Raw genomic sequence first — 23,853 nt, 5'->3', positions numbered from 1 at the left:
ACTGGGACCCGTTCGAGGCGATCCTCATCGGCTTCGCGGACCAGTTGTTCCGCCACGCGGCGGTCACCGACCGGACGTGGGAGGCGCTGGCGGAGCAGTTCGACACCCACAACCTGATCGACGCGGTAATGACCGTGGGCTGGACCACCACCAACGCGATCCTCTTCAACTCGCTCGGCATCCAGCCGGACGACGGCGTCCCGGCCGAGGCCCTGATGCCGGTGGACGACGTCGGCTATCGCGTGGTGGTCCCGGACCAGGAGCCGCCGCTGACGACGCCGCGCGTCGAGCCGGTCGAAGGCGACGGCCTGCGGGTCTCGCGAACGTTCCTGCAGCACCCGACGATGGTGGAGGCGCGCAACCTGAACCCGCGCTACGTGCTCGATCCGGAGCGGTCGCGACTGACGCCGCACGACCGCGAGCTGCTCATCCTGCGCATGGGCTGGAACTCCGGCGCGGTCTACGAGTGGGCCAAGCACGTCGGCAGCGTCGGCCGGGCCCGCGACCACGGCCTGAATCCGGTCTGGATCGCGCAGGGCCGCGATCAGTCGGGCTGGGGCGCCAACGAGCTCGCCCTCATCGACGCCGCCAACGAGATGTTCCGCGACTCGATGATCGCCGACGAGACCTGGGCGGACCTGTCGTCGCGCTACGACACGCACCAGATGATGAGCATCACCCTGAGCGCGGCGCGCTACCGGATGGTGTCGATGGCGCTCAACGCACTTGACGTGCAACCGCTTCCGGACGACGAACGGTTCCCGGTCCTGGAGGGATACTAGAAACGGCAGGCTCGCCACGACGGCAACTACGGAGCGGAAACCTGCTGCGCTGGACGCGCGTGCAGGGAGACTTTCCAGGGGGCCTTCCGGCCCCCCTCGGTACGCCGACGCGCGGCGAGAATGCGCTGAACAAGGAGTGCGGGAGGGTAGGTCTCCGTTTCAAGCAGATAACCCTCGCGCTTCGGCTCAGCGCGCCCTTCGGCTCGCGGCAACGACGACCCTGGCAGGTCTCACTCGGTACGGGGACCGAGAACCCGCCCTCTCACGCGGCAACGCCTCCGACGAACTCTCGAATCACGTTCGGTGCGGCGGTGTCGAACCCGACCACGTCCAGCATGCCGGCATCCTCGGGATCGGCGATGCTGCATTCGGTGGCCGTCATCCCCACCACCACCAGCCTGGCCGGAATGCCGGTCCTGCGCCGGTACTGGCGCAGGGCCTCGCTCGGGTGCATCCGCCCCGCCCACGTCTCGTTGTCGGTAAGCACGATGAAGACGTCGGCCTCGATTCCCCGTTCCAGGGCATCCAGCATCGGCAGTGCGCAGTCCGTACCGCCGAACGGCAAGTCGGTGGTCGCCTCGACCGCCTCGCGGAGCGTGCTGGAACCCGTAATCGGCAACGCCTGCATGGCGGTCCGGTGCGCCCATCCACCGCTGGAAGGACCTCCACCGCCGGCCGCCGAAAAACCCTTGATGACGTGCCGATCGGCGTGTCGGGCGATGACCATCGCCATGGCCGCGGCGGCCTCCCGCGCCGTCAGGTTCGACAGCCCGGCAACGTGCGACCAGCCCATCGATCCGGACACGTCGACCGCGAGATAGACGCGCCCGGCCATCGGCTCCAGGTGATCGAACGCCAGTACGCAGGCCTGCTCCAGCGCCTCCGCGACTGCGGGCGTCGGCGTCCACGTACTCGACCCGCGCTCCGAACGGCCCTGGCCATAGGTACGCGAGGCGACCAGCAAAGCCAGGGGATGCACGCGGGCCGCGCGCAGCGCCTCCGGATCGGTCAATCGCGCCGTCACCGCACGCGTTGCGTCCGCCAGCGGCCGCAGGGCGTCGAGCCGCGTCATCACCGGCAGGTTCCGCACGAGCGCGGTCATCGGCAGATTGGGGAGCAGCGCCTCCCAGACGGCCTTCTGCGCCAGATGTTCGGTCGGCACCATCTCGCGCGACAGCCACGCGTGTTCCTTCAACAGCCCGGCGGTTTCCGAGACGGTCTCCGCCCGCTGTAGCCGCTGAAATGCGTCCACCAGCGGCAACTGCTTCGGATCGACCTGCGTCGTGTCCGGATGTGTGACCCACCTCATGAGATCGTTCAGCCGCTGCCCGGAGGCGCACTTCGGGTGGGTCAGTCGCAACACGTCACGATGGCTCCAACCGTCGCGCTGACGATACTTGAGCACCTGGCGGGTCAGCCGGTCCAGTTCCTGATCCGTATACCAGCGCCCGACGGCGCGCTTGATCGACCGTCCCCAACCGCGCATGTCGTTCACGAAGGAGACGAAGTGCAGCAGGTGCGTCCCGATGCGAGCGACCCGGGGCAGCGCCTCGCCGGCAGCCCGACGGTCCTTCGGATCGCCGAAGCTCGCCGCCATCGCCAGCGCGAACAGCGCCGGGTCGTTCGACGGGGCCCGACCCCGGACGCTGATCTCCACGATGGTCTCCACCGTGCGTGACCCGTCCGCTTCCAGGCAACGGCGTACGACAGCGGCGTTCCCCAGGGTAAGCGTGCGCGCGTCGGTGTAGTAGGTGCCGCCTTCGGTTCCGAGGATCAGGAACCGTTCGAGGCGGATCCAGTCCGTGACGGGGAAGACGTAACCGCCCGCCGCGTTGCGGACCATCCCGGTCTCGCGGCCCGCGATCGGCTCCGACTGGGGCGCGGGGGCGCCGTGGATGTTCTTGAGAACCCGCATGTCAGTGTGTCCATTCGCGTCATGGCGCACTGAACAAGGGGCTGCGGAAGGGGGGGTTGCGTTGGAAGCAGATAACCCTGCCGCTTCGGCTCAGCGCGAAACGCCTCGAGCAAGGGATCGCAAGAGGGAAAACCCGGCGCTCTCGTCCTGGATTGAGCTGTCCGCCGCCTGAGCGACGGAGTGGGACTCGAACCCACAACCTCCGTGGTCCCTGATAACCCTCGATGCTCCGGCTCGAAGCAGAATCATTATAGCGCAAAACTTTGCATCTGCCAAGAATTTCGCCCTCGACGCGTGCGAGCGCCCCTGCCGCCCTGTGCTTCGCCGGGCGGTAGTCGCCGGACGGGGTGAGACGGGGTAAACTGCCCCACTCGGCACGACTGGCCGAAGGAGGCACCATGTTCACTCACGCTCTGCGACCCGGCGTCGTCCCGGTTCTCGTGGCGCTGCTGATCGGTGCGGCCGCCGTCACCGTCGACTCCCAGACGCGCCCCGCAATGACCACCGAGGCAGAGTTCCTGCACGCGATGGAAGAGCTCTCGAACTGGGGCCGCTGGGGTCCCGACGACGGGCTGGGCGCCGCCAACCTCATCACGCCGGACAAGCGGAAGGCCGCCGCCGCGCTGGTGACCGAGGGCCGCAGCGTATCGCTGGCCCACGACATCATCCAGGCGCCGACGCTCGAGGGCCAGTGGTATCTCGACCGGCAGGTGGTCAACGTCAGCGAGACCGGCGCCTCCGACCGCTACCAGTACACCGGCACCTACCACGGCGTCATCCACAGCCACCTCGATTCGGTCGCCTGCCACGTGATGTTCGACGGCAAGGGCTACAACGGGGTGACGGTCGAGCAGGTCAGGGCGGCGGAGGGTTGCCCGCAGGGAAGCATCCACGCGCTGCGGGAAGGCATCTTCACGCGCGGCATCCTGTTCGATGCGACGCTGCTGCCTGGGAAGGACTCCGGAGAGGGATGGGTGGAACCGGGCACGGCGATTCGCGCGGCGGATCTCGAAGAGCTCGAGCGCATCCAGGGCGTGCGGGTCGAGCCGGGGGACGTCATCCTGCTGCACACCGGCCGGTGGAAGCGGCGGGCGACGCTCGGGCCCTGGAACCCGTCCGAGGAGGGCGTGGCCGGCTACCATGCCGACGTGGCGTACTACCTGAAGGAACGGGGCGTCTCCTTCATCGGCCACGACATGTGGAACGACGCGTTTCCGCACGAGTTCTCCGACGACGTCCGATTGCCGATCCACCGGCTGGCCCTCGTCGCGCTCGGCGTCGGCATCTTCGACAACCTCGACTTCGACGACCTCGCGGCGACGGCGCGCGAGCTGGGCCGCTACGAGTTCCTCTTCGTGGCCGCACCGCTCCGCATCGAGAAGGGCATGGGATCGCCGCTCAACCCTATCGCCACCTTCTAGGCAAGACGATGAAAAGACAGGCGCGAACGCTTCCGACGCTCATCCTCGCCGCACTTCTGGGCATCGCGCTGGCGGCCCCGGCCACGGGCCAGTGGCACAGCGGCGGAAGGCCGCTCCCCGACGAGTCCTGGCGCAAGCTGCAGAACGGCTTCGGCGCCATGCTGGTGCTGTCGAACCGCCCGGACGAGTTCCTCGAGGCCTGGGTGCAGCGCACCCCCGGGGTCTCCATCAGCACGACCCGCATCGGCCGGCGCGGACAGCCGCTCGCGCCGTTCATCTTCTTCATCGGCTGCGCCGAGAACCGCGTCGGCCTGTGCGACACGGCGTTCGACCTGGAGGTGATCCGCCCGGACGGCACCTCGCTCTTCCAGGCCCCCGGCCTGGAGCTGTGGCGGGCCAAGCCCGCGCCGGTGGCCGGCACCATCGGCCTGTCCGTCGGCTACGCGGGAATCGATCTCACCGACGCCGATGCGCTCGGCCGCTACTTGGTGCGCGCCGAGGTGCGCGACGCGAACGCCGGCACGGCGATCACGCTGGAGCAGACCTTCCAGGTCTTCGGCGAGGTGTCCACGATCATCGGCGACGGCGAGCCGGGCCTGTCGGACATGCAGGTCAACAACCCCTACGGGGTGGTGATCGGACCCGACGGCGCGCTCTACTTCTGCGACCTCGACAACCAGATGATCCGGCGCCTGAACCTGGCGACGGGGAGGACGACGACGATTGCCGGCAACGGCGAGCGGGGTTACGGCGGCGACGGCGGGCAGGCGACGGACGCCATGCTGAACATGCCGCACGAGATCCAGTTCGATGCGCGGGGAGACCTCTACATCGTCGAGCGCGACAACCACGCGGTCCGCAAGGTCGACATGCAGACGGGAATCATCTCCACGGTGGCCGGCACCGGCGAGGCCGGGTTCTCCGGCGACGGCGGGCCGGCGGCCGAGGCGCAGCTCCGCGCCCCGCACAGCATCGTCTTCGCGCCGGACGGGCGCCTGCTGATCTGCGACATCGGCAATCACCGGATGCGGCGCGTAGACCTCGAGACCGGACTCATCGAGACCTTCGCCGGCACCGGCGAGCGCGAGCCGACGCCCGACGGCGCGCCGCTGGCGGGAACGCCGCTGAATGGACCGCGCGCGATGGCGCTGGATCCGGACGGCAACCTCTATCTCGCGTTGCGGGAGGGAAACGCCATCTACCGCATCGACCTCGCGAACGAGACCATCCACCACGTGGCGGGCACCGGCGAGCAGGGCTACACCGGCGACGGCGGCCCGGCCCGCGAGGCGACCCTGGCCGGTCCTAAGGGGCTCGCCTACGCTGCCGACGGCACGCTCTACGTCGCCGACACGGAGAACCACGTGATCCGGCGCATCAACGTCGCGACCGGCATCATCACGACGGCCCTCGGGACCGGCGAGCGGGGCGACGGGCCGGAGCCCGAGCCGCGGCGCTGCAGGATGAACCGGCCGCACGGGATCTGGGTGGACGAGGCCGGCGCACTCTACGTAGGAGACAGCGAGGCGCACCGTATCCGCGTTCTCAGGTAGGGTTCGGGCCGCGTCGAAGGCCGACCAGGCCGCAACGGAACCGGCGTCTGCGGACTCGCCGGATCCGGGACCCGGCGGATCCGGGACCCGCCGGAAATCCGCGGTCACACGTCGGAAGCTGCGCCCGCCCGCGGCACCGGCCAGTGATTCCTCACTCGTCGCGCCTCCTGCGCGCCGGGCCACGGCGGCATCGTCGCGATGACGAAGTGGAGGTCCTCGTCGCCCGTATTGCGGAACTGGAAATGCGTCCCGCACTCGATGGTCAGCGCCACGCCGGCCTCGACGTCGACCACCGACTCGGCTCCGTCCTGATTGCGCCAGACCTGACCCGCCCCGGCCAGGAAGTACCACGCCTCGTCGACCGTGGCGTGAACGACCGCGCTGGAAGCCGCGCCCTTCGGCAGCGTGCAATGCACCATGCTGCCGCGCGCGACGGTGACCAGCTCGCGAATCCGCGAGCCGTCGGGCGCAACAACCGCTCCGGAGGCCGCGAGCCGCCTCGTCTGCATCACGCCCCTTCCGGCGGAATCACATGGAGCGCCGCGGGTCCGCCGGAAATCAGCGTTGCCGGCACGGCTTCGTCCAGCGTGGCGAACCGGACGCCATGCCGCAAGGCAACGGCGAGCAGGTAGAGATCCGCCAGTTGCTTCGGAGTGACGCCGCGGAGGTCTCCGAATGTCGGCGCGTGCGCCACGGTGAGGTCGGCAGGCAAGAACCGATGAGAGGGAAAAGCAAGGAGGTAGCGGAGCTCGACCAGTGCCTCGCCCGGCGAACCGGGACCGCCGGGATATCTGGGATGACCATAGATGCGAAGGAAACCGTTCTCGGTCAACGGACAGGTACACAGAGCGGCGGCGGCATGTGCGTTTTCCCAACGACGGCAACGCGCATGATGTTCGTGGCGAGAGTCCGCCCGTGCGATCAGCACGTTGACGTCCAGCAGGAAGTCCACGCTCAAACGCCCTCGAGCTCACGCAGCCGGTTCACCAGCTCGTCCGTGACGACCGTGGTGTCCCCGGGGGCTCGCTTGAGCACCGGCCAGCCCCGCTCATCGACCTCGAACCGCTGCCGGCGTGGGAGTGTCTCGGCGTTCGAGGCCTGACGAACGAGCGACTCGGCGAGAGAATTCACCAGGAGCGCGCGCAAAGTCGTGCCCTCCTCGGCGGCCCGGATCTTCGCTTGACGATAGAGCGCGTCGGGGATGTCGACGGTTGTCTTCACGGAAAACTGGTTCCCCGTATTTCCATAATGATATCATGCAGTACCTGCACGAGCGGCAGGCAATCCCGTCCCATCACCGGCCTCCCCCGCCGCCGGCTGCCAACCATCACCCCACCGTGCCTTGCGCGCGGCCCGGTACCGTTCACCCTCGCGGCGGGTCACCAGTTCCTGCCGCAACCCTTCGGATGTGCAGAGGCGCAGCGATACCCGGCGGGCTTGGGCGACCGGACGGCGCAGCACCCGCGCCGCGCACCGGTCGGCGGCTCCTCGGGTCACCACCACGTAGGCGTACTTCTCGTCTTCGTAGCCCAGCGATCCGCCCTTGAGGCGGCGCTGAACGCTCGATCTGTCGACACGCGCGGCGAAGTGGCACCAGTCGTCCGACGCCAGCGGGCACGCGCCGGCGTGAGGGCAGGGCGCCGCAACGTTGCCGCTCTGGTCGATCAAGCGCGCCCGCGCCCGAATCACACGGGCGGCGCCCGCCGGCGTACCCGGCTCGACGATGACGAGCGCCGCGGCGGTGACGTTCCACGCCGCGTCGACGAGCTCGTCCCCGGCCGACACCGGCAACTCACCGAGCACGTAGCCGACGAGCACGAGATCGTGCGCACCGAGCTCACGCGCCCGTGCGACGTCACGCAGCAACCACGTCGACTCGACCCGTGCATCGAAGTGCCCCGCCTTCAGCAGCCGTCGACCCAACTGCGCCATGTCCGCGTCGACCTCGACATGCGTGGCACGGGACAGCTCCGGGAAGAACCGCTCAGCCGCCCAGAGCCCGGGCGCCGGCCCTGCACCGAGCTCCAACAGGCTCTCTGCCCGCACGTGTGGAGCCCGGCCGCGCAACTCGCCCAGAACCGCGCGGGTCGCCTCGAACGTCGACGGCAGTCTCGCCGCCAGGTACGCCAGCCGGTCGTGCGCCGTCCGGATCGACCCGGAGCCGCGCGACGGGCCCGCGCGATAGGCGGCGGAGAGCTGATCCGACGCGCGGCGCAACTCGGCGAACGACACGCCGTCCAGCAGTCCATCGATCGCCGTGCGCAGATCGAGCGCGTTCGACTCGTTCGCAGCGGGCACCGTGAGACACTATACGTGCCTGCTCGCACCCGAGCGGAAGGATGGACGCCACGACTTGCCCGAGACCGATCCCGCGAACACCGCCAGGCCGCGGACGCAACGGCCCCGCGGCGCCGACGACCTGGCCATTCTCTTGCCCGGCGGCGGCGCCCGCGGCGCCTACCAGGTCGGCTTCCTGCGCTGGGTATCGAGAAACATCCCCGACGCCCACTTTCCCATCGTGACCGGCGTGTCGGCCGGCGCCATCAACGCCGCGTTCCTCGCGTCGTACCGCGGCGCCCAGACGGAGGCGGTGGACCGGCTGTTCGACCTCTGGAGCAACCTGACCGCCGAACGCGTCTTCCGCACCGACGGCCCCTCGCTCGGCGGTCTGGTCGTCCGGTGGGGCCTGCGCCTGATCGCGGGCGGCGCCCGGCTGGCGCCGGCCGTTCAGGGCCTGGTCGATACGTCGCCCTTGCGCCGGACGCTGGCGGACGTCTTCGAGTCGCGCGACGGAAACATCGCCGGCATCGCCGAGAACATCGCGGAGGGGCGCCTGTGGGCGCTCGCCCTGCTGACCAGCCACTACGGGACCGGACAATCGGTCGTATGGACGCAGGGTCGAGATCTGCGCGAATGGGCGCGGCCCGACAGACGCAGCCGGAACACCGCGCTGACGCTCGACCACGTGCTCGCCTCGTCGGCACTCCCTCTTTTCTTCCCCGCCGTGCACCTGACGGACGGCTGGCACGGCGACGGCGGCATCCGCCTGACGGCGCCCTTCTCGCCGGCCCTGCACCTCGGCGCGAATCGGATCCTCGCCGTGTCGACGCGTTTCGGGGCGAGCGGGACCATCGACGATGCGAACACGCGGCGCCACCCTCCCCCGATGCAGATCGCCGGGCAGCTTCTCGATGCCGTCTTCCTCGACGACCTCGACCGCGATGCGCTGGAGCTGGAGCGAATCAACCGGCTCCTCCGCGAAGTGGCGCCCGAAAAGCGGCGCGGGATGCGACCGATCGAGCTCCTCGTCATCCGCCCGTCGGTGGACATCTCTCGCCTTGCGGCCGAGTACGAGGCGCAACTGCCCCGCGCTTTTCGCCACCTGGTCCGAGGACTCGGATCACGGGAGGTCAAGTCGCCCGACTTGCTGAGCCTGCTGGCCTTCGAGCCCGCCTACCTGACCCGCCTGATGGAACTGGGCGAGAGCGACGCGGCGGCGAACGCCGACCGGATACGCGTTCTGCTGCGGAGCAGGCCGCGTCCGCGCGGGAAGGCCTGACCAACCGGGCGCCGCCTCCGGTCCTACGGCCCTCTCCGGCCCCGGACCGGCCCGACCTGACCCTCGAATAGCGTATTCACTCGACATCGATCCGGACGCTGTCGCCGAGCTGCAGGTCGTCCAGAATCTGCCGCAGGTCCGCCAGAAGTGGATCGGCACCAGCGCCGTCCGCGGTCAACTCGAACGTGACGCCCACCTTCAGATCCTGGCCCGAGCGGAGCTTCGGCAGAAGCCTCGTTCCCAGCCGGTTCCAGATCTCCGGCGGGATGTCTCCATGAATACGAAAGGACTTCTGCGCCGATGGCGCGGGCGGCTCCGGAGGCTGCGGATCGACCACAACATCCGGCCCCGGCCCAGGACCGGTTGAACCGCCGACCGAATCATCCGAGACGTCCTCGCCGTCCGCGGGCGTCTGGGTGTCGGGTGCTGTCGGTGCCTTCAACTGCTCGGCCAAGGCTCGGGTCAGCAGGTACACGTCCGACTCGAACATGACGTCCTCGGGCGCGACGGTCTCCCCAAACGACACGCGCTCGAATCGGCCGTCCGCTCCCCTTCCGGAGCCGAGCCCGAAGTCGCCCTTGCCGACGAACTCCACGATCTTCCGGCACAGCACGGCGTCGGGATCGACGAGGCGCGTCAGCGAACCGTCGAGGAAACTCTGGCGCAGGCTGACCAGCGGCCAGGCCCCGCTCTCCTTCAAGGCCGGCGGCCAGTTGCGTTCCAGGTACGCGGCGCCGACCGATTCGTTGAGCAGCGCGCTCGACTTGAGCGCGGAGATCACCCGCCCGCATAAGCTCTCGCTGCTGCTGGAATGCCCGGCGCCGAGGTCGATACTCGCCAGTCCGTCCGGCGCCGAGGCGTCGGCGAGCACCACGAAGCGGTAGTCACCCCACACCTCCTCACGAGCCGCGTCACCGGCTTCCCGCACCTTGGTGCGGATATCCGCGAGCTCGGTGCTGTCGAGCTCGCTTCCCAGGGTGCCCGCCGAGATCTCGCTGGCGACACGCTTCCAGGCAAGCCACTGCTCCACCTTGTCCCGCAGTTCTCGGCCCGGCTTCTTGACGGCCCAAACCAGCGCGCCCGGATACAGCCTGGGCGAGGCACCGCGGGCTCGGGTCCACTGGGCGATCCGCTTGCGCACGTCTTCGCCCGCCGCGCCGGTCCACTCCACATCGGGATCCGCCACCACGAGCGTCAGCTTCGGCGTGTCCGGAATCGACGCGGCGTCGGCCGGGAAGCAGACCCGCGGAAGGGTCGCCCCCCGGTCGAAATCGTCCTTGACCAGCTTGCGGATGGCCGGCTGAATCTCGCCTTCCTCGTCCAGCGACGCGCGCCGGTCGTTCACCACCTTCTTGATGGTCGGCCGGTAGCTGATCCGATAGCCGTCCGTTCCGACCCGCCGCAGGAAGTAGGAGCGTTCCTCGAGCGCCATCGCCGCGGTGTCGACCGAGGTCGTGTCGATCGACGGCTCCCCGAGCGCGAAGCGCAGTTCCGGCAGATGCGCGACCCGCTCGACCTGGCCGCCCGACGACTCGAACAGCATCGTCGTTCCCACGCGGCGGTGGATGTCACGGACGGGGCCTTTGCTGTCGGCATCCAGCGCCCGCGCGTGCGCCTGTACGCCAGCGATGTCGGCGTCGATGGCGGTCGACAAACGCGATTCGCCGAGCTGTCCGAGCACGACGCTGGCGAAGTCGGAAATGTCGAGAGGCGCAGATCCCAGGGTGATCAATGGCTCCGTGCGGGCTTTGGTGAAGCCGTCCCGGTGCGCCCAGGAGATCCACTGCGCCAGCATCGCCAGCGTGCCGCGCGTCTGCTGGAACTGCGGCAGCGCGCTCCACTTGCGCTGGAACACCGACAACGTGGCCGGATGGAACGGATAACAGGCCTCGAAGCGCACCCGCAGATGCTCGCGCGCCTTCGCCTCGGTGGCGGCGCTGTCCACCAGGGTCCACTGCGGCGGCAGACGCTCGCGCCGCTCGAAGCACCAGTCGGCATAGACCCTGGACACCTTCTTGCGGAACCGCTCCTCGCCGATAGCGTCGAACAGCCGCCGCCGGACGACCTCGCTCACCTCCGTCTCGTCGTTCGCCAACAGGTCCTTGGCGACGCGCCGGACGACCTTCGTGATCTTGTCTTGCCACGCCATATCGAAATCGGACATCTCGACCTGGCTGCGCGGCAGGCTGATGACCGCGGCCCCGTGCGTGGTCCCTGTCATCGCGACTGTCAGGTTCTGGATGAAGGCATGGAACGGATCGGCCATCTGCCGGTAGCGATTGACGAAGTTGAGCACCTCGTCGAACAGCACCAGCGCGGGCGCGCCCGCCGCGGCGAACACACGTCCGAGCGCCTCGGTGCCCGGTGGGGTCGTCGCTGCGCTCGCGCCGAGCAACTCGACACCGCGCTCACCGGCGAGTTGACGGGCGACGTCGATCCATGGCGCCTCTCGTCCCTCCCGCGGATCCCACGCGTTGCCGACGAAGACCGCCACCCGGGCCTCGGGAGCGGCGGACAGCCCCGCGTCGTGCAGGAGATCCGTGACCCCTTCCAGGCCGTCCATGGACTGGCCTGCCGTCACGAGGTGATACAGCGCGGTCAGTGTGTGGGTCTTGCCCCCGCCGAACTGCGTCACCAGCGTCATCACCGGCGACGTATTCGCCGTCTTCCCCGCCAGACGCCGCAGCACCATTCCTGCGTGCTCGCGCAATGCGCGCGTGAAGCAGGTGCGGGCGAAGAACGCCTCGGGATCGCGGTAGTCGGCCGGGGCCGTGCCGCCGACGACCTGCTCGAGGGCGATGGCGAACTCGTCCGGATTGAACGAACGGCCTTCGCGGACCTCTTCGCGCGGAAGCGCGACCTTGTACCAGGGATCAAGCGCCATTACGTGCCTGTCTCCTCACGCGCTCCTCGACCGGCTCGCCAAGCCGCGCCGCACGGAGCAGTTCCCACAACCCTCTGGGCGTCACGATCCGTAAACCCGCCGCCGGCCGCGCATCGAGCAGATCCCTGTCGCCAGTCACAAGAACGTCCACCGCCCCGACGATCGCAGCCGCGGCTATCCATCGATCGGCCGGATCGGTATCGGGCCATGTCGCTGGCGCGACCGGCGTCACGATGTCCGCCTGATCACGAACGAATCCGACGACCTCGCGGACACGCGTGGCCGGCAGGCGGAGCTTCTCCCGGAGAATCCGTTCGAGTTCTTCGACAATCGTCTCGCCGACGACCAGCCGGTGCTCGGCGAGCACGAGTTGCAGAATGTCCAGGCAGAATCCGCGGGTCGCGAAGGCGGCGACCAGGACGTCGGTGTCGAGCAGGATCCTCACGAAACTTCGTCGAAGACATCCTCGTCGGTCAACCAGCCCTGCGCCTCGGCGAACGGCGCCACGCGGCGCCGCAGCTCTTCGAGTCGTGCGATCGCGAGTTGCCGGCGCACGGCTTCGCGCACGAATGCGCTCTTGCCGGTACCGGTTCGCGCCGCCATATCCCGCAGTTCCGCGGCCAGCTTTTGGTCGATGCGGATCGTCAAGGTCGCCATGTGCTACAAAGTACTACGATTGGTGAGCCCGATTTCAGCCTCCGTCCATTGAAAGGACGAGCGGACCTCGCGGACCCTTCCCCAAACGCGCGGTGGACGCGTATGGGTCTTGCTGAGCTGACGCGGCGGGCTGACGAAGACCATCCGCAGACTGGTAACGGAGCGGCGTCAAACCGGCTCATTGGGCGCCCCCCACTCCTTCTCGACGCCGAATCTCGCGGAAACGTCCACGAAGATCGCCCACGAAAGCTCTCAATGACGAGTCCCTTCTGCCGGCCCGGTAGAGATTCATCGCCTCCACCAGCTCAGCCGCGAACTCGATCCCGCTGAGCGTCGCCGGCTGCTGCCCGCGGCGAACCGCGTCCGCCAGAATCCGCTTGTAGTGTTCCCGCTCGCACTTCTCGGGACCGACCACCGGCTGATAGCCGACCACGTTGTGGAACGAATCAGGATCCGCCAGAAACCAGCGCTCGACGTGCGGGTTCGGGCAACCCGTGACAACCCGGTCCAGAAGCGCCGGCCTCGTCACCCTCCGGATCTCCTCCCTCTTCTTACGAGGCGTGGCGCAGTTGCCGTCGATGACGACGACCACCAGATCCGGTGTGCGCTTCGTGAGCGCCCCCTTCTCGACCAACACCTGATACGTCCCGAACTCCTCCAACGCGCGCGGGTGACCGCCACGCGCCGACCGAGCCTGGAGGCTCAACGCGACATCTTCTTCTCGGGCGATCCGGTCGACCAGCGCCCCGACGAACACCTCATGAGCGAGGTCCTCGACGAAGAGATCCACAGCGAGGGAATCACTCATCGATCAGGCCTCGCAGCAGCAGGTTCTCGAACAGACCGTCCTCGGCATTGCTCGTGAGTGCTGCCGCGATTTCGCTGTCCTTGAACAACGGCCCGGTTGGGTCGAAAGGGTCGATGCTCGTGGCCTGCCCGACACGACGAACGTTGAAGAGACCGACGTCTCCCTGCAGGGAGGACGCGTGCTTCAGCACGGCGTCGCAGAACAGCGGCGAGTGGGTCGTCACGATGACCTGACGCCCCCCGTCCGATGCCAACGAGATCAGGAGGCGGGCAATGAGATCGAGCCGCCGCGGGTGGACGCCGTTCTCCGGCTCTTCGAACGCGACCAGAGAGCCTCCCCACGGATTCACGGCGATGGCGCACAAGGCGAGCACGCGAAGGGTGCCCTCGGAAACGATGCGAGTCGAGTACTCCACGCCCCCCTGACGAATCAGAATGTCCAGCGTGCCGCGGCGCTCGTCCAGATACACGGCCAGCGACTCGACGCTGGGAACGATGGAGCGCAGCGTGCGGGAGACTGCCTCGAAGCGCTTCGGCTCCTCGGCTCGCAACTTGTACAGGAAGGGTCCGATGTATTCCCCGTGAACACCGACATCGAAGACATCGGCCGGGGCCCGCGGGGCGCGCATCGCTAGGCCCGGATCGAGATAGTGCGTGCACCACTCGCCCAGTTCCAGGCGAACAGCTTCCAGCCAGCGGTACTCGTCGCCCGCAAGACTCCGGTCGGAGAGGATCGCGTGATTCATGCCGAGCGGCTCCTGGCGCGGGTGCGCCGGCTTCCCCTTGCGCCGCACGCGGAGACTCGATTCGACCCGCTCGATCGCCGGCGTTCCCTTCGGATTGCGGTTCTTCCCTAGGAGGGCGAGGTATTCGTCGGCCACGCTGAGACGACCTGACCGCAACTCGATGCTCGGCTCGACGCGATACCTGTACAGCTCGGCCTCCACCGCGAGATCGGCTTCCAGCGAGAACCGGGCGGTCTGTTGCTTCAGCAGGGCCGGCAGACCTCCTGCCGGGAACGAGAACGCCTCGAAGGCGTGGCCCCGTACCGGCAGCGGCCGATCCAACACGTCGGAGAGCGTGCGCACGTTGCCGATCCAGGACAGTGCTGCGATGGCATCCAGCAGGTTGCTTTTTCCAGCGGCGTTCGGTCCGAAGAGCACCGCCAGGGACGGAAACTCCACGCTCACGTCCATGAGCGACTTGAAGTTGCGGACCGTCAGCTTCTTCAGCATCGCCTGCTACCTCTGGCATGCCATGCAACTCCTCGTCGGCTGCGTGGACTCGCTCAGCGTCGCACGGATCTTCTCATACGAGCTGCGACAACAGGGTCCGAGCCGGGACCACGAGCGGCGGACCGGGCGCGGCGAAGCAGTCCGCGTCCAAGTAGTCGGCATCTACCACGACGTGGAACGCGAACGGCGCCCCGACCTAGCGCTGAAAGTGTGCGAGCGCCGGACCCGGGCTAGTTTCGCGGTGCTTGACCTTGGCGAGAAACCACGGCTCACCGTCGCGCGCGACCACGAAAGCCACCTCCCGCCTGTCCTTGTCGCGCAGGTACCCCAGCTCGAACCGGCCGAGCCCCATGTCGTTCCAGCCGTCCACCGCCTTGAGCAGATGACACGCGACGAACGTCTCCGATCGAGCGCCGGCGTCCTCGATGTCGGCCCAGTCCCGCAGGTAACCGCTTCGGCTCCTTGCGCAGCGATCGCGAGACGTTGCGGTACCAGGGCCGGACCAGGAAGCCGAGATGGAAGTCGCACAGCGGCGACCCAGCGACGGACGGTGTCGACCGCGACCCGCGTCTCCCGCGCGAGCGTGCTGTACACGAGTTGGCGGCCCGACCGGTGCGACAACAAGCGAACCAGTACCTCCTGTTGGTCGATCTGCTGCACCCGCGTCAGGTCGCGGACGTCCACCCGGACCAGTTGCCGGAGGCGCAACGACCGCCGCGCCGCCTGAAGCGGGCGGCCCGCTTGCGGAACGGTTCCGGGTAGCCGCCGTGCGTCCAGAGCGCATCGAGCTCGGTCGAATCGATCGACCGAGGAGAACGAACGATCCGTTCCGGATCCGGAAGATCACGGCACAACGTCTCCGCAACCGAGAACAGATGGCATCCGATACGCGAAGTACCGCCCCATCAGGCTGTCGCCGCCGCGGCGGTAGACGTCCAGACGGCTGCTCCCGGTGACGATGATGCGCAGCCGATCCACGTACGTATCGTACAGCCCCTTCAGGAACGGCTTCCAGCGCGGAAACTTGTGCAGCTCGTCGAAGAGGAACAACGGCCTCGTTGCGGACAACCGGGTCGCGCCCAAGCGGGCCGCGAGCCGGGCCGGCCCCGCGAGAACGAGCTCCCCCCGGTCGTCGAGGTTGTCCCAGTTGCAGTACGCGTCCGCGTGACGCCGGCACGTGGTGGTCTTGCCGACCTGCCGCGGCCCGCTGACGAAGACCATCTGCCGGTTGATCGCGAAGTGGTCGGCCAGCAGCGCATCGTATACGCGATCCTGTGCCTGCATGCCGACCATTATCTATAACGTCGTATTCTGGTCGCCACTGTTCTGCGGCAGCCCGTCTTCTGGTCGACCTCTGTCGGATCACTCGTCGATCAGACCCCGCAGCAGCAGGTTCTCGAACAGGTCGTCCTCCGTCCGAGCGTGCCGCGGCGCTCGTCGAGTTGAACGGCCAGCGATTCCACGCTCGGGACGATAGTCCGGAGCGTGCGGGAGGCGGCCGCGAAGCGTTTCGGCTCGTCGGCCCGCTCGGCCCGCAGCTTGTACAGGAAGGGTCCGATGCTCTCTCCATGCAGACCGCATCGAAAAAACGTCGGCCGGGGGCCGTGACGCGCGCATCTCCAGGCCTGAACCGAGAAAATGCGTGCAACAGTCGCCGAGTTCGTCGCGCACGGCTTCCAGCCAGCGTTATTCGTCGCCGGCGAGACTGCGATCCGACAGGATTGCGTGATTCATGCCGACCGGCTCCTGTCGCGGATGCGCCGGCCTCCCCTTGCGTCGCACGTGGAGTTTGGAATCGACGCGTTCGATGGCCGGGATCCCCTTCGGATTGCCCGTACGCCCTACGAGTGCGAGGTACTCGTCAGCCCCGCTGAGCCGTCCCGACCCGAGCTCGATCCTCGGTTCCACGCGACACGGCACCGCTCCTACCCAACGGAGAGGTCGACTTCCAGAAAGAACCGCGCGTCCGGTTGATTCAGAAGCGTCGGCAGACCGCCGGCCGGAAACGAGAACGCCTCGAACGCGTGGCCCCGCACGGGCATCTAACTCGACAGCGACTTCATGGGGCTATCCTGCAAGAACTCCCTGCAAGGAGCTCCCTCTTCTTTCGCGTGAAGGCGCCGCTACGACGCGTGGAATACACCCTTCCAGGCGGATGATTGACCAGATGCCTGTTCTTGAAGTCACGCTGCAGCTTCTTGTCGTTCGAGTACAGTAACCGAGCTCCGCCGACCACGGCCAGAGCGACGACATGTTCATCGTTCGATTGGCATGCCTCCCGCTCGACCAATCGAGTCGTCTCCTCCTCCACCGTGCCGTCGCCCAAGCGTGTCGCCAGTCCTGCGAGCACTGCCTCTCGCCACCAGAACCAGAAGTTCTCGTTCCGTGCAAGCTCTCTGAGCAATCTGCCGCCGCCGATCAGACGCCCACCCCCGACACTGATCCACCTGAAGAACGCCTCGCCCGCTGGCGACCGCCTGTCTCCAAACACCTCGTGCACGACGCTGTTGTCCAGAATGGCGCACATCGTCAGAGCCCCAGTGACCGTCGCGTCTCGTTCATGAAGAAACGCCGATAACTCGGCGGCGCGTCCAGAATGTTACCTTGCCGATCTAGACGGAGCGAGTGGATCCTGACATCCAGATCGCTACGCTCGAAGAAGAGGATCGACACATCCTCGGGCTTCAACCTTGGCCTACCATCACGCACGTCCATGCGCACCCGGTCGAGCAGGTGATCGCTATGCGTCTCGACCACCACCTGCCGGTGCTCTTCGGCGATCCTGCAGAAGAGGCTTCCGAGGGCGGCCTGGGCGCTAGGATGAAGATGCACCTCTGGCTGCTGCAGGAGGAATATGGGTGTTTCGTTGTCCCGGAACAGCTCGGTAACAACTGGCAGTACCTGACTGACGCCGTAGCCGACGTCGATCAGGTTGCGCATCGGCCCCTTGGCTCGTCTTCCGAATTTCCGTACGTGCATCTGAAATGGTTCGCTCCCTCTCTTTCCCAAGGGCCTGACCGAGATCTCGTCGAACAGCCCCGCATCGTGTCCAAACTCCTCAAGCGCGTTCTTTAGTGCCGCCCACGACTTCTTGTCCTCGAAGAACGCCGTGGAAAGATACATTGGAACGTTTTCTCCTTCAGGCTCCCTCGAAGGCCGCGAGGGATCATACGTCCGGCGCGGCTTGGAGCGAACAGGCGCGCTAGCGAAGGGCCGTTGCTCCGTAAGAAAAAAACCGTGGAGGCCAGAGCCAAGAACGAGCCGATTGATTCGTCCTCGGTCCTGTTCGGAGATCGATGGAGAGTCAGCCAACGGCTGGATGTCGGTATTTCCATGAGGCGCTGTTGTCAGGTACCATGACAACGATGTCACGATCTGAAAATCGGCAGGAATGCCCGCCTCGACGTCAGCCGGCACCTTCCGGCGCCATTCGCCGTTCGCTGTTCCGAAGTGAATCCACCGGGACGAGTCCTTGTTGAGACGCTCCTCGATCCATACATCCTCGCAAGCAAGCCGCCACTTGGACGGAATCGGAATGGTCCCTCTTCTCGAAAACGTCACATCGAAGTGATGTAGCCGGCCGGCGGCGTCTTTTTCTCGATCCTGTCCGGAACTCGCAAGGGGAGTCACATCAAACCCCGCCTCGAAACTCACGGCCCGGCCGGTTTTCCCCTTGCGATAATGGGCCATCTCGTCGAAGCTGCCAAGGTCGTAAGGAGGTTCCTTGAAGCCAGGAACGGCACGCCGATGCGCAACGTCCCATAGCGCCCGGATAAGAGCCATGAACGACGTCTTGCCCGTGCTGTTCTCACCTACGAGTAGGGTAAGTGGGGCGAGCCGTGCGGCCTGGGCCTCCCGAAAGCAACGGAAGTTCTTCAACCGAATCTGTTCCATGGCATTACCTCGAGTCACAGTGGCGTCTATTTCGGAACCGCCAGGAGCATCGCGTCGAGCAGGCGCTTCTCCTCGCTGCCACGCGGATACAGCGCGGAAAGGGCGTTCGACAAGCGCAGGAAGTCGGGGCCGCGCTCCTGCTCCGCCTGTACAAGCGCCCGCAACGCGTTGGTGCGCCCGCCGGCTTGGAGCAACATCCCCGTGTGGACCCGGTCGAGCGTCGTCGTGCCGGTACGTTCGTCCGACACGTTGTCGGCATCGCCGTACCGCGGTCGCCGCTCTCTGACGGCGGACCCGATTCTCTCCTGTCGGTCCGGAAACAGCACGCCCTGTAGCGCGTCGGTTCCGGTTGCCTCCTCCTGTTCCAGCCACGCCGCGACGTCCTGCGCCCCGCGCTCGCCGAAAAGCTGCTTCGCCCGCTCAGCCACAGGCAGCAGGCGAACCACACCCTTCTTCGTCTCGATGGTGCGTTTCTCCCACTTCGGGAGATCGATGCCCAGCGGCTGGGCGAAGCGTCGCACGACGTCGAAGACCAGAGAGAAACCCTTCGCCTTGTCGGCGGACCCGCCGTGTTCTGATTCGTCCTCGGCGTCGCCCGGCGCACCGTCGTCATCAGCGGAGTCTTGGGTCCCTTCGTCGGTGGTCGCCTGGAGCGTCCAGAGGAAGAGGGCCGTCAGTCTCGCGTCCTCTTCAAGCGCGCCGGCAAGGCCGTTGCGGGCCTTCGCTTCCGCTGCGCCGAGGACGTTCTCTAGCGCCGTGCGGCCGACGACCTCCCAGACCTTTTCCAGGTACTCCGGCAGCGTCACCTCACTTCCATCCGCGGTCTCGACTCGTGAATAGCGGCTGAAAATCTCCAGTGCCGGTCCGATACAGGCGAATACGAGGTCCGCACCTCGAACACCCTCGTCCTGCAAACGCTCCATCCATTCCCCGACTCGCCGGGGCAGCTCGCGCAGAACTTCCGCCCAGTCACCAGTCCTCGCGTCTTCTGGACGCGGTCGACAGATCAAGTGGATGCTTGTGGCGAGGGCAGCGGAGTCGCGCGCGCGCAGCCTTGAGCCCATCTCCGTGGCTATGGGCCACGATCCGGTGATGGTCCAGCCACCTCGAATCATGCCGGAGAGAAGCGCCTCCCAGCCCTCGGTGGTCTTGTGCGCGAAGACGATGGAGCCTACGCCGTCTTCGCGAAGCAAGCGGCGGCCCTCCGCGAACACGCGGGCCATCGTCTCCTCGAACCACATGCGGTCCTTCGGTCTTCCGTGGACTTCCTTAGTTTCGTCCTGCACTGCCTCGGCTGTCTTCGGCGACAGCGGGTTGCCGGCATCAAACGGATCGCGCAGCAACGGCTGGTCGGGCAGGGCGCGCCGGAGCCAGACGAGGAAGAAGTCCGAGAGATCGGAGTAAGGAATAGCGTCGTAGTAGGGCGGATCGGTAAACCAGACCCCGGCGGTTTCGTCGGGGAGAGGGTGGTTGGTGGCGTCGGCGGCCTGAGTCGAGGTTGCGGCATACTCTGCTTGACCGTTCTCCGCCATCGCTGAAACTGTCCTGACGAGGACGCCCAGTCTGTCACCGAAGCTACCGGTGGAATCACTCAGCGGAACGGCCTCGCCGAAGTCCCATGCCATAGGAAGGGCATGTCTTGTGAACAAGTGTTCGACTTTCTCTTGATCCGCTTGGGGTCGCCACGTGGCCAGCGAAACGTTTCTGTCTGCAACGCCGCTTAGCGACAGTCCGATACACCGCTTTAGGCGCTCGTCATCGGGAATGGAGTCGCACAAACGGGCATGAAGGAACAGTGCCATCTTCTGTCGCGCCGTGAACAGATCCCCCCATCGGAGCATGCCGTAGCGCTGAACGCGAAAGCCGAGCGTGCCTATGGAGGGAAGCGGTTCATCAGGAACCGGGCAAAGACCGCGCCTGTTGCGTTCCCACTCGTCGAGGACCCCGGCCACTCGTGACTGCGCCTTGCCTACTGCCTCGTAGTCCCGCTCGGTCGGCAGTCGGTACTGGCGTCCCGTTTCGTCCTGTTTCAGCGTGACCACGGCAACCAGAAACGCGCCGCCCGTGCGGCGACCCTGCTCGTCTAAGATGACGTCCGCTCCGCCCCGTCGTGCCGCGAGTTGCGCCCGAACGCGCTCCGGCGGCTTCACCGCGCCGCAACACACACAGGTGGCCTTCGCACGCGCCACGGTGCCCGCGCCCACATCCTTGTCCGCACGCGGCTCGAAGATCTCGAACTCGACCCGCGGCAACTCGTCCTCAGCGCGCACGACGTGGGGTCGCAACGCCCGCTTGCGCCGGCCCTTCTTGCACAACCAGAACGACCGCATCAAGGGGATCTCGGCTCCGCAATTCGGCGCCTCGCACCGCACCGTCCGCGCCCAAAGATAGGCTATCGGTGTCGCACCGTCCGGGTCCGCCGGATAAAGGTCGGCCAGTTCCTTTTCCGCCGCGGCCTTGATCTCGCCACCGACACGACGCAACTCATCGGCCAGCTTCGGCCCGTGGCGCGGGATGTCCTCCAGCATGACCTTGAGGATCAGACACGCCACGGGGTTCAGGTCGCTCGCGAACGCCTCGCAGCCGAGCCGGAGCGCCTCCAGCGGAATCGACCCGCCGCCCGCGAACGGATCCACCACCAACGGGGCCTCCTCCCCGTGCGCCGTCCGCACAAGGTTGCGCCCCACTTGCAGGTAGGTCGGATGCGCCGCCATGTCCCAGTTGGCGAACGTTCCGATGAACCACAGAAGCGCCCTCCGCAGCTCCACGTCGTTCGCGGGCGGCTGCCGCACAGCGCTCAGAATCTCCCTCGCCTTCCACTTGAACTCCTCCGGGCAACGGGAATCACACGGGTCCGGCAACAACAGGGCCAATAGCACGGCCCGGCTCGACGCGAGTGGTCGGCGCGCCCACCACAAGTGCAGCGTCGAGGGATGCCCGTGCCGGATGGACTTCTCCCGCGCCGCGTGCTTCGACACCACGGAGATCGGGAAGTCCACCTCCGCGAGGCGCTTGCACTCGCGCGGGATCACGCCGTCTTCCCCCAGTGGCGCCCGACGTACTGGACGGCCTCTTTGACGGGAAGCGGCCGGGTCAGATTGCCGACGCGCAGATAGAGGATTGCTTCGTTCTTGTACTCCACGTAGATCGCATGGTCGCTCGGCTCCACCGTAACCTGGCAGATATCCTGCCCGTCGATCTCGTGGAAGTTCACGGTCAAGAACGACGATGATGCAGCCTCGCCGAGATCGCGGGCGAGGACGTTCTGCAGGTGGAGTTCGAACCCGTCGCGATCCTGCTTATTGAGCGTTGCATAGTCCGCCGCGAGTCCGACGAGTGCACCGCCGTCGTCGACGCCGATGAGGAGCGTGCCGCCCGCCGCGTTCAGGAATCCGGCGAGCGTCTTGACCACCACCCCTTCGAGCGCCTTGTTGACCCGCTCCTCACGATGGTCCCAGCGCAGGCTCGACTTGAACTCCAGCGTCTCACTTTCGCCGACGGCGATCAGCGCGCGCACGTGTTGCTCGGGGTCCGCCTCCTTCTCCGGGAGCCACCCGGCGATGAACTCGTTCATCGCCTCGGCCAGCAGACGCCGGCGGGCCGCCAGGAAATCGAGGAAGCGCTCGGGCTGCCAGAGTGCGCGGTCCATCGGCACCGACTGCGCTCGCAAGGCGCTTGGCTGATGCTCGTCGACCTCCGGGAGATACTCTGCGGGCGACATCCCCTGGTACTCCTTCGGGGCCCGCTGCCCGAGAATGGCCCGGTTGGCCACGGCGTTGATCCGTGTCGTATCGTCGAATCCGGCCTTTTCGAGCACCCGTCTGGGGAAGATGTGGTGTCGCTCTTCGCCCAGGTTCTTGCCGGTCACCGAGTCGTAGATGCGCAAGCCCGTGAACCAGTCCCGAGCGTCTCGATGCCGCGCCACGATCCGGCTCAGGCGCGCGACCGATGAGTCGATGCGGGCGCGCTCCAGGTCCCCTTCCTGCAGGGTGACTCGCCCGCGCTCACGGAGAATCGCCGCTTCCAACTCGTGCGTCGGGTCCAGGTCGCGCCCAGACACCAGCGCCACGTCCTGCTGGAGCTTGGTATCGGTCGAACCCGAATAACGGGCCCATAGCCCGGCGAGGAAGATCCAGCGGAGGAAGCGCCGCCGGATCGCGTCGCTCGGAAACTGGCCGCCCTGGCGCGCCAGGTAGATGGTGGCTGGAATCAGCACGAAATTGGTCGGCAGGTCGTCGAGACCACCGATGAACGCCTCCTGGCGCAGGACACTCACCAAATGCTCGAACGCCGGTTGCATCTTCTCCCAGGCGTCCTGCAACGTCGGCGCAGGAGTCTTCAGAAAGGACCCTTCCAACAGCACCGAGCCGGTCGCGGCGGCCGCCAGACAGCGCACGAGGAAATTCAGGTCGACAGCGAAGCCGCGCTCCGCCATCTTGCCGCTGAAAGTGCGCAACTCTGCCCGGGCCTCCGGCCAAAGGCTGCAAACGTACGCCAGGGCGAGGTCGGCCCTCGTGAGAGGCGTCCCTCTGCTGTTGACCCGGTTGAAGATGTCGACAACCTGCTCGACGCTGTAGTGGTCGCCCGACACCTGATCGACGGTGTAGGTATAGTCGCGGACGCTATTCAAGCGACCCAGCCGAGCTAAGTTCTGCTGGATGACTCTGCGCCGCTCCTCGTCGATCTGTTCCAACCGTTCGAGCAGAGCGGTCAGTCCCTCCTGCAGGAACTCGTGGACGCCGATCCACGCCGGGTTGTTCTCCATGCGCGACTTCTGCCAGAAGCGGAACTCCTCGGTCTGCATGTTGAAGTGCAGATCGAAGAACAGCGACTCACCCTCGTAGAACCGCGGCGCCTCGCCCTTGAACAGCACGTAGAGCGTCGTCAGGCGCTGTTGTCCGTCGAGCAACAACAACGAATGCCCGTCGCGCGCCGCCTCGCCGCCGCGAACCAGCGACGGCTTGTACGTGCGCCAGATCAGCAGATGGCCAGTCGGATGCTTGCGGTAGAGCGACTGCATCAGCCCGCGCACCTGATCGCGGTTCCAGACGTAGCCGCGCTGGAACTCGGGCAGCAGGATCTCGTCGCGGCTGATCTGATTCAGCAGGTCCTGGATCGACTTCACCTCGTGCATCGCACCCTCTCG

Annotated in this window: 17 protein-coding genes and 1 pseudogene; 3 read left to right on the top strand and 15 right to left on the bottom strand. The window is 66.9% G+C overall.

The window, feature by feature from the left end:
* Positions 1-1,044: 1,044 nt before the first annotated feature.
* Positions 1,045-2,697 carry a TROVE domain-containing protein gene (locus tag F4X11_04380; GenBank protein MYN64251.1) on the bottom strand — a complete coding sequence of 551 codons (1,653 nt, stop codon included), beginning with the start codon at positions 2,695-2,697 and terminating at the stop codon, positions 1,045-1,047.
* Between the two features lie 398 nt (positions 2,698-3,095).
* Here F4X11_04380 and F4X11_04375 point away from each other — a divergent pair, with 398 nt between their 5' ends.
* Positions 3,096-4,118 carry a cyclase family protein gene (locus F4X11_04375; protein MYN64250.1) on the top strand — a complete coding sequence of 341 codons (1,023 nt, stop codon included), beginning with the start codon at positions 3,096-3,098 and terminating at the stop codon, positions 4,116-4,118.
* A gap of 605 nt (positions 4,119-4,723) precedes the next feature.
* The gene (locus F4X11_04370) at positions 4,724-5,671 is read left to right on the top strand and encodes a hypothetical protein (protein MYN64249.1); all 948 of its coding nucleotides are present in this window, start codon (positions 4,724-4,726) and stop codon (positions 5,669-5,671) included.
* A 104-nt stretch (positions 5,672-5,775) separates the two neighbouring features.
* Here the strand turns inward: F4X11_04370 and F4X11_04365 are convergent, their stop codons facing one another.
* Genes F4X11_04365 through F4X11_04350 form a run of 4 tightly spaced genes read right to left on the bottom strand, consistent with a single transcriptional unit; the run spans position 5,776 to position 7,969 of the window.
* A complete protein-coding gene (locus tag F4X11_04365; GenBank protein MYN64248.1) occupies positions 5,776-6,180 on the bottom strand; it encodes a cupin domain-containing protein in 405 nt (134 codons plus the stop codon).
* Entirely contained in the window at positions 6,180-6,629 is a 450-nt protein-coding gene (locus F4X11_04360) for a PIN domain-containing protein (protein ID MYN64247.1), read from the bottom strand. Before F4X11_04360 ends, F4X11_04365 begins: the two co-directional genes overlap by 1 nt.
* On the bottom strand, positions 6,626-6,892 hold the full coding sequence (locus F4X11_04355) for an antitoxin (protein MYN64246.1): 267 nt from the start codon (positions 6,890-6,892) through the stop codon (positions 6,626-6,628). Before F4X11_04355 ends, F4X11_04360 begins: the two co-directional genes overlap by 4 nt.
* 33 nt (positions 6,893-6,925) lie before the next feature.
* Positions 6,926-7,969: an rRNA methyltransferase gene (locus F4X11_04350; protein ID MYN64245.1), complete on the bottom strand. Its 1,044-nt coding sequence runs from the start codon at positions 7,967-7,969 to the stop codon at positions 6,926-6,928.
* A 55-nt stretch (positions 7,970-8,024) separates the two neighbouring features.
* On the opposite strand from F4X11_04350, the gene F4X11_04345 reads away from it, so the two are divergent.
* Positions 8,025-9,230 (top strand): patatin, encoded by a 1,206-nt coding sequence (locus F4X11_04345; protein ID MYN64244.1) that lies wholly within the window; start codon positions 8,025-8,027, stop codon positions 9,228-9,230.
* Between the two features lie 76 nt (positions 9,231-9,306).
* Here the strand turns inward: F4X11_04345 and F4X11_04340 are convergent, their stop codons facing one another.
* The 10 genes and pseudogenes from F4X11_04340 to F4X11_04295 all read right to left on the bottom strand — a co-directional run bounded on the left by F4X11_04340 (position 9,307) and on the right by F4X11_04295 (position 23,841).
* Positions 9,307-12,114 carry an ATP-binding protein gene (locus F4X11_04340; protein MYN64243.1) on the bottom strand — a complete coding sequence of 936 codons (2,808 nt, stop codon included), beginning with the start codon at positions 12,112-12,114 and terminating at the stop codon, positions 9,307-9,309.
* Complete coding sequence (locus F4X11_04335; protein ID MYN64242.1) at positions 12,104-12,559, bottom strand: putative toxin-antitoxin system toxin component, PIN family; 456 nt, start codon at positions 12,557-12,559, stop codon at positions 12,104-12,106. The genes F4X11_04340 and F4X11_04335 overlap by 11 nt, the downstream gene beginning before the upstream one ends.
* Complete coding sequence (locus tag F4X11_04330; GenBank protein ID MYN64241.1) at positions 12,556-12,771, bottom strand: CopG family transcriptional regulator; 216 nt, start codon at positions 12,769-12,771, stop codon at positions 12,556-12,558. The genes F4X11_04335 and F4X11_04330 overlap by 4 nt, the downstream gene beginning before the upstream one ends.
* Positions 12,772-12,949: 178 nt before the next feature.
* Positions 12,950-13,579 (bottom strand): hypothetical protein, encoded by a 630-nt coding sequence (locus F4X11_04325; GenBank protein MYN64240.1) that lies wholly within the window; start codon positions 13,577-13,579, stop codon positions 12,950-12,952.
* Positions 13,572-14,813 carry an AAA family ATPase gene (locus F4X11_04320; GenBank protein MYN64239.1) on the bottom strand — a complete coding sequence of 414 codons (1,242 nt, stop codon included), beginning with the start codon at positions 14,811-14,813 and terminating at the stop codon, positions 13,572-13,574. Before F4X11_04320 ends, F4X11_04325 begins: the two co-directional genes overlap by 8 nt.
* 73 nt (positions 14,814-14,886) lie before the next feature.
* Positions 14,887-16,034: pseudogene (locus F4X11_04315) on the bottom strand (ATP-binding protein).
* Between the two features lie 838 nt (positions 16,035-16,872).
* Positions 16,873-17,340: a hypothetical protein gene (locus tag F4X11_04310; protein MYN64238.1), complete on the bottom strand. Its 468-nt coding sequence runs from the start codon at positions 17,338-17,340 to the stop codon at positions 16,873-16,875.
* Between the two features lie 2 nt (positions 17,341-17,342).
* The gene (locus tag F4X11_04305) at positions 17,343-18,707 is read right to left on the bottom strand and encodes an AAA family ATPase (GenBank protein MYN64237.1); all 1,365 of its coding nucleotides are present in this window, start codon (positions 18,705-18,707) and stop codon (positions 17,343-17,345) included.
* Between the two features lie 26 nt (positions 18,708-18,733).
* Entirely contained in the window at positions 18,734-21,739 is a 3,006-nt protein-coding gene (locus F4X11_04300) for a DUF1156 domain-containing protein (GenBank protein MYN64236.1), read from the bottom strand.
* The gene (locus F4X11_04295) at positions 21,736-23,841 is read right to left on the bottom strand and encodes a DUF262 domain-containing protein (protein ID MYN64235.1); all 2,106 of its coding nucleotides are present in this window, start codon (positions 23,839-23,841) and stop codon (positions 21,736-21,738) included. The genes F4X11_04300 and F4X11_04295 overlap by 4 nt, the downstream gene beginning before the upstream one ends.
* Between the last annotated feature and the right edge of the window lie 12 nt (positions 23,842-23,853).

This window comes from Acidobacteriota bacterium (assembly GCA_009861545.1).
Classification (GTDB): Bacteria; Acidobacteriota; Vicinamibacteria; order Vicinamibacterales; family UBA8438; genus WTFV01.
The sequence above is the reverse complement of the archived record's forward strand: the minus strand, read 5'-3'. Positions and strand labels throughout refer to the sequence as shown.